Raw genomic sequence first — 13,722 nt, forward strand, 5'->3', positions numbered from 1 at the left:
CTTATAATAGTATGAAAGTGAAGACGAAGCAAAGAAAATAGAATTTATACCTATAAATTAAATTATTTCACCTGGTTTGTGTTTGTTCCAAGCCTCAAGAAGTCGTTGATACTTTAACTGAGCAATATCATAATAAATTTGATCATGATGTTCATTGTACATAAAGCTCGCCCATTCACACCATAAAACATGTTGCGCAATTTCAAAAATAAATAACGCTTCATCGTCAATGATCTCATCATCGTCAAAATATGTATCATAGATTAAACGTCTTTGTTCAGGATCTTGAATATCATTCTCTGTAATCAAGGACATAAGATCAAAATAAGGGTGGTTTTCCATAGCATATTCATAATCAATTAAATAAGAATCAGTTTGTGTGAAAAGAAAGTTTCCTTCAACACAGTCATTGTGACAAAGTACGTGATTTTCATGACTCAAAGTTTTAGCTTTATCAATAAAGCCATGAGCAAACGATGTGTTAAAAAGGGGAGTTATATTTCTATGTTGATATTGATTAAAATGAGCTTGAATATCAAATGTTTTTTGGACATGAATCTTTGATTGATGAAGTTTTTTTATCAGATTAGTTGCTTCAACAATGTACTCTGGTGAAAAATGTTTGGCATTTGGAATATAATTACTTATCTTAATACCAGAATCTGCGTTATAATAAAGAGTGTGAACATCGAGATTCAAGTCTTTGATTTGCTCTAAAACAAGCGCTTCAAGGTGATAATCAAATAAGTCAATGTTTCCAGGTTTGGGCAAACGAATGACATGTTGTTTATCAGGGAAGGTTAACAAATAATTATCATTGGTTAAACCTTGCTCTAAATATTGAATACTCAAGGGTTCCTCTTGGTATATTTTTTTTATAATTGTCGTTAATGTTTTCATGAAAATATTATAGCATACGAAAGGTGATAATAAATGAAAGTAATTGTAGCAAGTCATAATGAAGGTAAAATTAAAGAATTTCATTCCATATTAGAACCACTTGGCTTTGAAGTTTTAAAAGCAAGTGATTTTAATGTTGATGTGTCGATGATTGAAGAGACAGGAACAACATTTGCTGAAAATGCATTGATCAAAGCCAAAGCGGTCTATGAAATAATTAAACTTCCAGTTGTCAGTGATGATTCTGGTTTAAATTTGGATGCGTTTCCTGAACTGTTAGGTGTTTATTCGGCTCGATTTATGGAAAATGAACCATATCATATTAAGAACAAAACAATCTTAAAAAAATATGAAACAGAAAGCAATCGTAAAGCGAACTTTGAATCCTGTGTTGTTTATTATGATGGTCATGCTCATAGTTTCTCTGGTATTGTGGAAGGAGAAATTGTTGATAAAATTAAAGGTGAAGGTGGATTTGGTTATGATCCAATATTTAAACCCAGTGGTTATTCACAAACATTTGGTGAAATGTCGGTTATAGATAAAGATAAAATATCCCACCGAGCACGAGCTTTAAATAAATTTGTTGAATTTATTAAAGAGGAAAGCAATGAGAGATAAATTATTTACAGTGTCAATTTTTTCTTTGGTATTAGGTATGATCTTAACGCTTATATTTTTGTTTTCGTTTAATCAATCCTATTATGAGAAAACATATCATCGTTTAAATACAGCACAAGAAATGACAATCAGTGAAGATGTTCTATTCGAAGCCACCGATGTGCTTGTGCACTATATCCTTGATGAAAAGGATTCTTTGGATTTCCAATTTACTCAAGATGGCGTAAGCCAAGAGTTCTTTAACCAAAGAGAAAAAGATCATATGGTTGATGTGCAAAGTTTATATTTGAATGCTAAAACAGTACGTAATATCTCATTTGCTTTGAGTATATTTTTACTTACAGTCTGTTTTCTTTATCGTAAAGAGCCACTAGATATTGCTCATGCACTAAAACAAGTCTTAATTTCATTTGGGTTGATCATCTTGGTGATTGTAGTTTTTGCACTCATTGACTTTAATTCTTTTTGGATAATGTTCCATGAATTGATTTTCACAAATGATTTGTGGCTTTTAGATCCCAACACCGATCGACTAATTCAAATGGTTCCTTTGGAGTTTTTTATGGGATTAGTTTATCGAATATTTACAGGTGTTGCGATTTTATTTATTGGACTGTTTAGCTTTATGAAGTTTTTTGAAAGGAAATATAACCATGATTAATATTGTATTATATGAACCAGAAATTCCTCAAAACACAGGTAATATCATGAGAACTGCTGTAGCAGCAGGAGCTCGTTTACATTTGGTAGGAGAATTAGGGTTTATTTTAGATAGTAAGAAAGTTAAGCGTTCAGTGATGGACTATGAGTCATCACTGGACCTTAAACGCCATGTAGATTGGGATGATTTTGTTGATCAAGAAAAAGGTCAGTATTTCTTCTTAAGTCGTTTTGCAAGTAAAACATATTCTGATTTTGATTATCAATCAATTGAAGAGGATATTTATTTAATTTTTGGAGGAGAAAGTCAAGGTTTACCACAAGAGATCAAAGACGCTTATCAAGATGAACTCTTAAGAATTCCAATGGTTGAAAATGCACGAAGTATGAATCTCTCCAATACGGTTGCTTTGGTAACCTATGAAGTTTTAAGACAAAAAGATTTTTTAGGGCTCTCAAAAATAAATCAGGCGCAAGATTAAGGCTTATTGATTGAAAGTAAGAAAGGGTTTATCTATAATTTAGATAGTGAGGTGAAAGTATGATTGAAACATTTGATGATGTTATTGGACTTGTTTCTTTAATTCTAATTGTTATTGCTGGAATTATTGGGTTTATCAAATTAAACAATCGCCTTAATCGAGAGGAAGATAGTGATGAATTTTACCGAGAGTTATTATAAAAGGATGAAACCTTATGCGTAAGCGACAAATTATCGTTGATAATGGGCCAGAATCAGTGGGTCCTTATTCCGTTGCAATGCAGGTAGGTCCTTATGTTTTAGTTTCAGGTCAGTTACCCTTAGATGAGAATTTCGAATTAGTGAGCGATGATGTTGGTGTTCAAACTCGAAAGATCATTGAAAACATCGAGTTAGTTTTAAAAGAAGCAGGCATGAGCTTAGATGATGTTGTGAAGACGACTGTCTATGTCGAAAATTTGGACGATTTCAAAAAAATTAATCAAATTTATGCGATTTACTTTTCCCATCCATATCCTGTTCGATCGTGTGTTGAAGTGTCAAAGTTACCACAAAACGCAAAGATTAAAATTGATTGTTTAGCTGTTGAGGCGACACTTGACGAAGAGGAAGACTGTGCTGGCTGTTGTTGTGAGGATTAAAATAATAGACCAAGGATGATTTTCTTTGGTTTTTTTTATTAAAAATAGTGAAGAACTGTTGAAAAAAATTCTATGTATGTTATATTGCAAAGAGGGGTTATCATTAAATGATAAAACCAATTAAAATACAGAAAGAAAGACAGGATATGAAGAATTTAAAACTTATAAAACCATACCATATTATCGGTGTTGCAGTTGGGGCCTTGTTCTCTGCTACAGCCATTAAAATATTTGTACAACAAGGAAACTTAGTTCCAAGTGGTGTTGCTGGGCTAACCAGCTTATTTGTCATGGAAGCTAATCGTTTGCTTGGGATTAATTTGTCATTTAGTTTACTTTATTTCGTAATTAATGCATTATTGCTCTCGCTAGTCTATAAGCATTTAGGCGTGAAATTTTTAACACTATCATTTTTACATGTTACATTAACCAGTATCTTTGTGGATCTACTTCCTTCAGTGATTGCGACACAAGACATGATCTTGATTGCTGTTTTTGGTGGGTTGATCAATGGAATTGGTTCCAGTATCGCGCTTAGAATGAACGGTAGTGCAGGTGGTACTGATTTTATAGCGATATATTATTCTATGGTTAAAAATAAACCAATGTGGGACTTGATTATGTTTTTTAATATCTCGATGCTAGTTTATTATGGATGGCAATATAATTGGACACTGGCTCTGTATTCGATTCTCTATCAAATTGTTTCCACGAAAATTATTGAAACATATCATAATCGTTATAAATTATCGAGTATTCATATTATCACAGAGCATCCTGAAAACGTGAGTGATGATTTATTAAAAGTAGTTCGTCATGGTATCACAAAATTTGATGGTATTGGAATGTACAAAAAACAAGACAAAACTATGTTGTACATGGTGGCGAATGCGTTTGAAGTAGAATTGATTGTTAAAAGTATTAAACAATCTGACCCATGTGCGTTTATAGAGATTGCTTCTGTTCAAAGAATTGAAGGGAATTATCGTCAAAGACCCCTTGATTAAACTAGCTATGACTAGTTTTTTCTTTTGAATAATCAACTTAAAAAAACTTGAGTTCTAATGGAACCTGGTGTATAATAAATTGTGCGATTATCAAGAGTTGAGGTAGAGAGTTAGCTCCATAACCTCATACCAACCTGCTTTTGCAAGGTGGTACAGCTAACATTACGATAAACTAAACTTCTATAGGAACAGGAAGACTTAGTTTCGTTACTAAGACTTTTTTTTATGTCGCTAGAAAAGGGGCTTTATATGTCTACTATTTATTTTACTTCTGAAAGTGTTACAGAAGGTCATCCCGATAAAATCTGCGATCAAATTGCGGATGCATTTGTTGATGCTGCTTTACGCGTTGATAAATCATCAAAAATGGCTGTGGAGGCTACTATCAAAGATAATTTTATCTTAGTTTATGGTGAAGCCAACACTAGCGCTACAATTGATTATGAAGGAATTGCAAAAGAAGTTGTGAAAGGGATTGGCTACCTGGAAGATTTTGAAGTACTTGTAAAAGTACAGAAGCAATCATCACAAATTAATCAAGCAGTGATTGGTGAAGCAACAACATCGGCAGGAGATCAAGGAATTATGTTTGGTTATGCTTGTAATGAAACAGAAAACTTCATGCCATTAACCATCGATTTGGCTCATAAATTAGCCAAAGGTTTAACCGATTTAAGAAAAACACACAGTTGGTTAAAACCAGATGGTAAAACACAAGTAACAGTTGCTTATGACGAAGCAATGACACCGTTATATGTTCATACTATTTTGGTAAGTGCATCTCATGAAGAGGGCATCACGCAAGAAAAAATCCAAGAGACAATCATGAATGATTTGATTCTAAAAGTCGTTCCACAAGAATTGTTAAGAGACGATACTAAATTCATCATTAATCCAAGTGGTGCGTTCAGTATTGCAGGTCCATTCAGTGATTCAGGAACAACAGGACGAAAAATTGTTGTTGACTCATATGGTGGATTTGGTCGTATTGGTGGTGGTTGCTTTAGTTCGAAAGATCCATCAAAAGTTGACCGTTCGGCAGCTTATTACGCAAGATATGTTGCGAAATCACTCGTTGCAGCAAAACTTTGTAATCGCGTGGAAATTCAACTTAGCTATGCAATTGGATTAAGTCAGCCATTGTCGATTCACTTAGAAACATTTGGAACAGAAGCAAAACCTAAAGAAGAAATTTTAGAAATTATTAACCGTAACTTTGATTTCTCTGTTCAAAATATTATCGATGAGCTTGATTTACTTCAACCAATTTACCAATCTACAAGTAATTATGGTCATTTTGGTCGTGATGGTTTTACCTGGGAAACTCCAAAAAAATTAAAATAAAAATGAATAAGTAATCAATCCGAATGTTTAAATCTTGATAAAGATGAGAATATTCGGTTTTTTATCGATTAGATCATGCAGGAAGAGATAACATCATCACAATATTAAAGAGACTTCGAAGTGAAGGAAAAATAATTCTTCTGACAAGTCATATTAGTGGTGATATTGAGTTATTGGCTGATGAAGTCTATCAGTTTAACAACAAGACAATTGAAAAGTTAACGAGTAATTATTGATTATCTATCAAAATGAAGCTTCAAAAAAGACAACATTTTTATACGATGTTGTCTTTTTTTATGATGATTGGAGCTTGTTTTTCACGTTGAAGTGTTGCTTGATAATATTCTTTTGAGTAGGGGCTTGCATAAATAGCACTTGCATTGAGCTCTTGATCTTTGAGAGCATAGTCTTTGAAAGAAGAACAGGTCAACAAGTGATCTTTATGCTCAGATAGGTAGGTTTGTCCTTTTTCGTTAAAACCTAAGATCCGTGCGTGTGGTGGGAAGTGTACCGAATCTTTTTTATGATTCAATAAGGTGTTGAATAAAGTTCGTTTAATCTTACTCTCTGTATAGCGCTTAGAGGTGGTTTTTTGGATGAGTTGATTTAATGGGAGTGAGCGGTGTTTTAAAAAAAGATTCTCAATGCCTTCATCCATCAAGAGATTTGATTGAAGCGTTGTAGCGTCTTGGTGATGCCACAAGAGTCTAAATAAGGAGTCGTAATCAGTTAAAGAATGAATTTGCTTGGAAAAATTCATAGGGGTAAATTGACTCATATCAAGCTTATTTTTATAATTATGACGGATTGCACTGGCCGATACAATGTTACCATTGAGGTTTTTGTCTTTATAATTGTTTGTTCTTTGGATTGTGTAAGTGTTCATTGCATATTGTTGGGCGTATTTTTCATACAATGAACCAAGAAGATCATTTGGTTTCAAGTTATTAGGATTGCTTGCTTTAGCAAAACTAGATCCATCACTCATTGTTTTTGGATCAAAGACTGGTGTTGCTTGTTTTTCGTTTGTCTCGGAACCATATACGATCGTGTCCACTTGAAGATAAGATAATAATCGGATCGCTGATTCTACAAAAATATCAGCGCGTTGCATGACAAAATAGGTTGGAATTTCGATGACAATATCGACTCCAGCTTCTAATGCGGCACGCGTTCGAGCCCATTTATTAATAAATGCGGGTTCCCCACGTTGCACAAAATTAGGGGACATAGCCGCAATTAAAACATCGGCATCACTGATTTCACGAGCTTTATTTATGTGATAAATATGTCCATTATGGAAAGGGTTATATTCAACCACAATTCCACATACTTTTAAATTAGTTTCCATGACTTTATTTTAGCATAGTTTCACCAAATTTACTGCTAATCATGTTACAATATAACTGTATGGAATAGAGGTAACAATACATGAGAATGCGTAAAAAACCTTGGAGTAAAGATATCTTTACTCAGTATGAAGATTACTATATGGAACCAAGTGATCAATATAAAGGACAATGGAAAAACAAATTAAAAAGTAAATCATTACGATTAGAGATTGGAGCGGGGAAGGGTGATTACTGGCATGGGTTAGCAAAGCTGTATCCCCAAGCAGGTGTTATCGCCATTGAGCGTGATTATACTGCAAGTTCAATCGCTCTTAGAAAATTGAAAGAAAACCCACGTGATAACCAGTTTTGGATCTTAGGTGATGCCGTTAATTTATTGGATGTTTTTGCTCCTAATGAGTTAGATGTTATTCACCTTAATTTTTCCGATCCTTGGCCCAAAAAACGTCATCATAAACGTCGTTTAACGTATAAGACACAATTAGATATCTATCATACGTTACTCAATGAAAATGGTGAAATTTGGTTCAAGACAGATAACCGTAAATTATTTAATGATTCGGTGATTTATTTTGATCAACATAAATTTGATTTGATTGAATTTGATGTTGATTTTAGATGTGAAGAACAAATTGATCCCTTCACAGAATATGAGAGAAAATTTACAGAAATGGGAATGCCAATTTACCGAGGCGTATGGAGGAAAAATAACAATGCTAAATAAACAACAATTAACATGGTTTAAAGAATTGACACAAATTGATGGTGTGAGTGGTCATGAGCATGAGGTTGCGCGTTATTTAGAAAAAGAATACGGCAAGTATACCGATGAAATTATTCGTGATAATCTTGGAAGCATTGCGGGTGTAAAACGCAGTAAGAAAGAAAATGCACCCAAAGTATTAGTCTTAGGTCATATGGATGAGATCGGTTTTTTAGTTAAGGACATCACTGAGACAGGAGTCTTGAAAATTCATGCTGTGGGTGGATGGTTTAGCCAAACGTTACTAGCGCATCGAATTCGCTTGACAAACCGTCATGGTCAAAAATTTGCTGGAACAATAGGGAGTATTCCACCTCATATGTTAACGCCTGCTGAACGAAGTAAGCCTATGACAATTGACCAAATGATTGTGGATGTGGGAGCTAAAAATAAAGATGCTGTGTTAGCAATGGGCATTCAAATTGGTGATATGGTTGTTGTTCAAGGTGACTTTGTAGAATTGGATGCTGGCAATCGTCTATTAGCGAAAGCCTTCGACAACCGTTATGGTTGTGTAATGGGTCTTGATTTGTTTGAACAATTAAAAGACGTTGAGTTAGATTTTGATCTCTATATTGGAGCAAGTGTTCAAGAAGAAGTTGGCCTTAGAGGGGCACAGACTTTGTCGCAAATGATTAACCCTGATTTTGCGATTATTCTTGATTGTTCACCAGCTAACGATGCTCTAGATCAAAGTGCACTTGGAAAGCTAGGGGATGGTGTTTTAATTCGAGTCATGGATGGAAGTATGATTGCGAACAAAGAAATTCTTTATCATTTCGTAGATACCTGTGAAAAATACGATATTGACCATCAGTATTATTATTCTAATGGCGGTACTGATGCTGGTATTGTGCATAAAGTTCATGATGGTGTTAAGACATTAACTTGCTGTGTATGTGCTCGTAATATTCATACATCAAGCAGTATCTTGGATGTGCATGATTATTTATCGGCACAAAAAGGAATTGTTAAGTTCTTAACTGAAACTGTTTGGGGTGATGTGCTTGCGTAAGATTTTATTAGTGATAGCAAGTCTAGCGTTATTGACGGCATGTCAGCCAAAACCTGTCGATTTTAATAAAACGATGGAAGAAAGCTTAGCCAGACCCTTGGTATCAGGTACAAACCATAACAAACCTTTCTATAAGTATTATCTCCCCCCAAATGCTGGTGTTAAATCCGGGACTCAATTAGCAAGTTTGATTGAAGTTGAAAAACAACAAATTATGATGAATCTCAAAGTAAGTCGTGTTGTTGCGAGTCAACATGGCGATGGTGAAGTTAATCTCGTTAAACCCAAGAATGAAAAAATCGTATTTAGTGAAGACAATCGTTACTTAGATCAAGAAGATATTGAACGCAGTGTTTTGATGTCTGTTTATGAGTTTAAAGATAATAACTATATGGTAATGATTGAAAATGATTTTATTGAAATGATTAGTTTGGTGAATCAAGCAAATTATGATTTTATGGTAGAGCAAATGATTATGATATTAAGAAGTGTACAGGTTGAGGAAAGACGTGTATTTGAAGCGTATTCTAATAAGGAAATTGTTCAGGATTCAACAATCCAAACAGATTTCTTTGAGCATGTTGTTCCAGAAGATGGAAACTTAATCGATATGTACAATCAATTGCATCCAGACGATAAGATAGAAGAACAAGAGGTGGAGTAAAGATGTTCCGAAAAATTGTATCCCTGTTATTTCAAGAAGAAGAAATAGTGCTTGAAGAAGATTTGGATATTGAGGGTGAAGAGAGTATTGATATCCCTGAAATGAAGCCAATATCGGTCTTGAATAAAGAAGAAAAAGATAAAGAATTAATGAAAAAAAGTCAAGTCGTTGAGGAGGTTCAAGCTTCAGAGAAAGCAAGTTTTAAAACTGAAATTAATGAAGATAAGGAAAAACCAAGGTCCAATCGAATTGATGTTGATGGCGAAGAAAAGGCAAAGGAAGTCTATGAAATGCCTAAAATGAAGAAGAAGCCAGTTATTGTTGAGAAGGATTATAAACCTCAAGAGATCATTAGTCCTATTTTTGGTGGCAATAATGAAGAGCCACAGGTTAAGAAAACAAAAGCAAAAACAGTGAAGAAAAACAAACCGAGTACAACTGTTATCAGTCCAATGTATGGAATGATTGAAGACTTGGAAGAAGAAGAATTTGATGAAAATATATTAACGTATGATTTGAAAGATATGTTAACGCCTTCTGAAGAATCAGAGGAAGTTCAAGTATCGTTATATGACTTTTTGGAGGACTTAGATGATGAACAATAAGACTGTCTATTTCATTGGAATAAAAGGAACAGGAATGGCATCGTTGGCAAAAATCTGCCATAATCTTGGTTACACAGTCTTGGGGTCTGATATTGATCGTCACTTCTTTACTGAAGATAGTTTAAAAGAGTTAAATATACCAATTTTGTCTTTTGATGCTAATAATATCAAAGATGATTATATTGTTGTAATTGGTAATGCTTTCACTAACGATAATGTCGAAGTAAAGGCTGCAAAGGAAAACTCGAATATCGAACGTTATTCCTATCATGATTTTCTTGGAAAGATGATGAATGATTATCGAACAATTACAGTGAGTGGATCACATGGTAAAACGACAACAACTACCTTGCTTCATGATATGTTATCTTATTCTCAAAAAGCTGGGACCCTGATTGGTGATGGTCGTGGATTCTTGGATTTAGATGATACCTATTTTTCTGTTGAAGCGTGTGAATACCGTCGTCATTTTCTTTCATATCATCCTAATATCGCGATTATGACAAATTTTGAAATTGATCATGTTGACTATTTTAAAGATGAAAGAGATTATCTATCAGCATTTGAAGAGTTTTCAAAAAATGTGAGTGAGTTATTGATTGTGTATGGCGATGATGAGCATTTAGAACGCATGCACTTATCAGGAAACATTATTACTTACGGTTTTACAAGTGGCAATGATATCTATGTAAAAAACATGGACAAGATGCATGATTCGACAGCGTTTGATGTTTATTATAAAGATCAAAAAATTCATCGTTTTAACTTACCAATTGTTGGAGACCACATGGTTTTAAATTCATTGGCAGTTATTGCAGTGGGTATTTATGAAGGTATAACCGTCGAACAAATGGAAATGGGTTTAAGAAATTTTAAAGGTGCTTTAAGACGCTTTGTCATTGAAGAAGGTAAAGAGAATATTTATATTGATGATTATGCTCATCATCCTACAGAAATTGATGTGACATTAAAAGCGGCAAAAACACGTTATCCTGATCGGAAGATTGTCGCAATCTTTAAAGGCCATCGAGTTGGGAGATTGCATTATTTTCAAGATCAATTTGCGTCGTCATTAGGTCAAGCTGATGAGGTTTGCTTGATGCCTTTCACAAGTATTGACGATTATGAAGAAGGAATCGATATGGATATTGATGATTTACAAACCATGATTCCTGGAAGTCATTTGATTGATTTGGATGAGCAAAGTTTGGATTTATTACAAAGTTTTGGACCGGCTGTGTATGTTTTCATGAGTTCGAAGGATATTTATGATTTACGAGATGCTTTGAAACTCCGTTACAACGATTGAAAACTTTTTCAGAAAGCGTTATAATTAAGAGTATAGAGAGGTGGCGACAAGTATGGTAGATGATTTACTTTTAAGTTTGAATGAATTATCATCAGTATTAATTCCAGTAGTTGCTCTAATTTGTTTAATTCTATTAGCACTGCTTTTATATCGAGTATACCTTGTGTTGAAACGCTTACCACAAACACTTGATAAAGTTGAAAAGGTACTTGAAAGTACCAATGATTCAGTAGAGAAGTTAGAAAAACCATTAGATACCTTAAATAATGTTTCAGGCACTGTAGATATGGTGAATAATGCTACAGCAGGTGCAGTGAATTCGATTGCTTCTTTTTCATTGAAGCACTCTGATGCATTGTTGAATAGTATGAAGGATTTAGTGGGTAAAAAGAAGCATAAGAATGAAGAAGATGAATATACAGAGGAGGATTTCGGAGTCTATGATGAATAAACACGAAGAATTATTAAATGCACTTGTATATGAAATTGATAACTTGGTCTATGACTTCTATAGTACAAGTAATGAATTAATTGCGAAAAAAAGTGGTCAAGATCAGTTGCTTGATTTTCGTGATAAAGCAGTGGATACAATTAATACAATGAATGTCCGTTCACTAGAGATGATATCTCAATTGAAGAAACAAGAGTATATCGAAGAGCGAGCAGAGCAACTTGTCGTTAAAAACAAGGAATTAATTGAATCAAGTTTGGAAGTGATCGAATCATCACCTAATAAAAGTGAACTACTTGAAGATTTAGGTAAATTATCAAGTACTATGTATGAATCAGCAAAAGATGTTGTTGCTAAAGTTGAGGCATCAGGCGTTATTGATCGCTTTGTTAATAAAACAAAAGAAGGCTTTGATGACTTTGTTAATCATCCAACGGTCAAACGTGGAGCAGACGTCGTAAAAGAAAAAACGCAAGAAGCTGTTGATGCAAGTTCAGATGCTTTTAAAAAAGGCAGTGAAAAATTTGGTGAATGGTTAGAAGAAACAAAAAAAGATGTTAAAGAGACCGCAGATGATCTTGAAGATCATGTTGATGAGGTTAAAGATAACGCAGTTCAATTTATTGATGTAGCAGATGATACAATTGAAACAATTGTGGATGATGTGAGTGATTTATCAGAAGATGTGAAAGATGACATAGAAGACATTGCAGAAACAAGTATTGAGTCGGTTGATGAAGTACTTGCCAATGCAAAAGAAGCTACGAAAGATGGAGCTGAATCGGTTATTGATAAAGTAAAAGATATTGATGAGGATATAATTGTCTTTCTAGAAAAAAGTGAGAAAAAAGTCCAAGATGCAATAGATGATTTAGGGCAGGAGGACAAGAAAGATGAAAAGAGTAACGATTTATGATGTAGCAAAAGAAGCTGATGTTTCATTAGCAACAGTTTCTCGTGTTATTAACGGTTTAGAAATCGTTCGTGATGAAACGCGTCAGAAAGTTGAGGCAGCAATTGATAAATTAGGCTATAAACCTAATGCGGTTGCACAGGGACTTGCATTACAAAAAACAACCACGATTGCGTTGTTAGTTCCTGAAGCAAGTTTTGTATATACAGGTCAAATTATTAATGGTTTGATTGATGTCGCCAAAATCTATAAGTACAATATTGTATTGCATACGATGACAGAAGGAATTGTTGACATTAAAGAAGTGATTGATGATGTTATTAAATCTAGAGTTGATGGTGTCATTATTTATAATGACAAATTGATGGAAGATGAATTAGCTGAGTTGAGTAAGTATGAATTCCCAATTGTTATTATTGGAAATAGAATGTCAGATAAACAAATTTCTTCAGTATTTGTTGATATAGAACGAGCAGTATATGAATTGAGTCTTCAAAAGTTACAAGACAATAAAGACATTAGGATTGCTGTTATTCAAGATCAAAAGAATGAGTTTAGTACAAAACTAATGCGTCAAGGTGTTCAAAGAGCATATAAGGAATTTGGCATTGAGGATGAAGGCTATATTCCAATTCCAAATGAGTATCGTCGTTCGTATGATTATTTCCTTGATCATATCGAAGAGATACCCTATGATTTCTTAATTGCTAACCGAGATTCACAAGCAATCTCAGCGATGAATGCAGCATCAGAACGTGGAATAAAAGTTCCGGATGAGTTGGAAGTTGTTTGTGTTATTGATACGAAGTATAACTCAATGGTTCGTCCTCGTTTAAGTAGTTTCGCAATTCCTTCTTATGATTTAGGAGCCGTTGCAATGCGTGTATTAACGAAAATGTTAAATGATGATGAGGTTGAAGATAAAGAAATTGAATTATCATATCTTTATACACCGCGTCAATCAACAAAAAATTAAAATCTGCCCCTTAGTGGGCT

17 protein-coding genes are annotated in these 13,722 nt (G+C 34.0%); 15 read left to right on the top strand and 2 right to left on the bottom strand.

Annotated elements, in window-relative coordinates; genetic code table 11:
* Nucleotides 1-57 precede the first annotated feature (57 nt).
* Nucleotides 58-900: a choline/ethanolamine kinase family protein gene (locus tag GVV10_RS06875; RefSeq protein ID WP_159521024.1), complete on the bottom strand. Its 843-nt coding sequence runs from the start codon at nt 898-900 to the stop codon at nt 58-60.
* 33 nt (nt 901-933) lie between these two features.
* Here GVV10_RS06875 and rdgB point away from each other — a divergent pair, with 33 nt between their 5' ends.
* From rdgB to metK, 7 genes are all read left to right on the top strand, one after another.
* Nucleotides 934-1,521, top strand: a complete 588-nt coding sequence (gene rdgB / locus GVV10_RS06880; protein WP_159521026.1) for an RdgB/HAM1 family non-canonical purine NTP pyrophosphatase — start codon at nt 934-936, stop codon at nt 1,519-1,521.
* Nucleotides 1,511-2,182: a TIGR01906 family membrane protein gene (locus GVV10_RS06885; protein WP_159521028.1), complete on the top strand. Its 672-nt coding sequence runs from the start codon at nt 1,511-1,513 to the stop codon at nt 2,180-2,182. Before rdgB ends, GVV10_RS06885 begins: the two co-directional genes overlap by 11 nt.
* On the top strand, nt 2,175-2,663 hold the full coding sequence (locus GVV10_RS06890; protein ID WP_159521030.1) for a tRNA (cytidine(34)-2'-O)-methyltransferase: 489 nt from the start codon (nt 2,175-2,177) through the stop codon (nt 2,661-2,663). Before GVV10_RS06885 ends, GVV10_RS06890 begins: the two co-directional genes overlap by 8 nt.
* A gap of 59 nt (nt 2,664-2,722) precedes the next feature.
* Entirely contained in the window at nt 2,723-2,863 is a 141-nt protein-coding gene (locus tag GVV10_RS06895; RefSeq protein WP_159521032.1) for a mechanosensitive ion channel protein MscL, read from the top strand.
* A gap of 14 nt (nt 2,864-2,877) precedes the next feature.
* Nucleotides 2,878-3,303 carry a Rid family detoxifying hydrolase gene (locus tag GVV10_RS06900; RefSeq protein ID WP_159521034.1) on the top strand — a complete coding sequence of 142 codons (426 nt, stop codon included), beginning with the start codon at nt 2,878-2,880 and terminating at the stop codon, nt 3,301-3,303.
* 107 nt (nt 3,304-3,410) lie between these two features.
* Nucleotides 3,411-4,310, top strand: coding sequence for a YitT family protein (locus GVV10_RS06905; RefSeq protein WP_236261879.1), 900 nt, complete (start codon nt 3,411-3,413; stop codon nt 4,308-4,310).
* A 249-nt stretch (nt 4,311-4,559) separates the two neighbouring features.
* Entirely contained in the window at nt 4,560-5,654 is a 1,095-nt protein-coding gene (gene metK, locus GVV10_RS06910) for a methionine adenosyltransferase (protein ID WP_159521036.1), read from the top strand.
* A gap of 274 nt (nt 5,655-5,928) precedes the next feature.
* Here the strand turns inward: metK and GVV10_RS06915 are convergent, their stop codons facing one another.
* Entirely contained in the window at nt 5,929-7,005 is a 1,077-nt protein-coding gene (locus GVV10_RS06915; protein WP_159521038.1) for a nucleotidyltransferase family protein, read from the bottom strand.
* Between the two features lie 80 nt (nt 7,006-7,085).
* On the opposite strand from GVV10_RS06915, the gene trmB reads away from it, so the two are divergent.
* From trmB to GVV10_RS06955, 8 genes are read left to right on the top strand one after another with little or no spacing between them, the layout of a single operon-like run.
* On the top strand, nt 7,086-7,730 hold the full coding sequence (trmB, locus tag GVV10_RS06920) for a tRNA (guanosine(46)-N7)-methyltransferase TrmB (RefSeq protein WP_159521040.1): 645 nt from the start codon (nt 7,086-7,088) through the stop codon (nt 7,728-7,730).
* The gene (locus GVV10_RS06925) at nt 7,720-8,784 is read left to right on the top strand and encodes a M42 family metallopeptidase (protein WP_159521042.1); all 1,065 of its coding nucleotides are present in this window, start codon (nt 7,720-7,722) and stop codon (nt 8,782-8,784) included. Before trmB ends, GVV10_RS06925 begins: the two co-directional genes overlap by 11 nt.
* Complete coding sequence (locus GVV10_RS06930) at nt 8,777-9,448, top strand: hypothetical protein (protein WP_159521044.1); 672 nt, start codon at nt 8,777-8,779, stop codon at nt 9,446-9,448. The genes GVV10_RS06925 and GVV10_RS06930 overlap by 8 nt, the downstream gene beginning before the upstream one ends.
* Nucleotides 9,449-9,450: 2 nt before the next feature.
* On the top strand, nt 9,451-10,053 hold the full coding sequence (locus GVV10_RS06935) for a hypothetical protein (RefSeq protein WP_159521046.1): 603 nt from the start codon (nt 9,451-9,453) through the stop codon (nt 10,051-10,053).
* A complete protein-coding gene (locus GVV10_RS06940) occupies nt 10,040-11,362 on the top strand; it encodes a UDP-N-acetylmuramate--L-alanine ligase (protein ID WP_159521048.1) in 1,323 nt (440 codons plus the stop codon). The genes GVV10_RS06935 and GVV10_RS06940 overlap by 14 nt, the downstream gene beginning before the upstream one ends.
* 52 nt (nt 11,363-11,414) lie before the next feature.
* On the top strand, nt 11,415-11,813 hold the full coding sequence (locus GVV10_RS06945) for a hypothetical protein (RefSeq protein ID WP_159521050.1): 399 nt from the start codon (nt 11,415-11,417) through the stop codon (nt 11,811-11,813).
* On the top strand, nt 11,803-12,729 hold the full coding sequence (locus GVV10_RS06950) for a hypothetical protein (protein ID WP_159521052.1): 927 nt from the start codon (nt 11,803-11,805) through the stop codon (nt 12,727-12,729). Before GVV10_RS06945 ends, GVV10_RS06950 begins: the two co-directional genes overlap by 11 nt.
* Entirely contained in the window at nt 12,707-13,702 is a 996-nt protein-coding gene (locus GVV10_RS06955; protein ID WP_159521054.1) for a LacI family DNA-binding transcriptional regulator, read from the top strand. Before GVV10_RS06950 ends, GVV10_RS06955 begins: the two co-directional genes overlap by 23 nt.
* The last annotated feature ends 20 nt before the right edge of the window (nt 13,703-13,722 follow it).

It is taken from the genome of Erysipelothrix urinaevulpis (genome assembly GCF_009828835.1).
Classification (GTDB): domain Bacteria; phylum Bacillota_I; class Bacilli_A; order Erysipelotrichales; family Erysipelotrichaceae; genus Erysipelothrix; species Erysipelothrix urinaevulpis.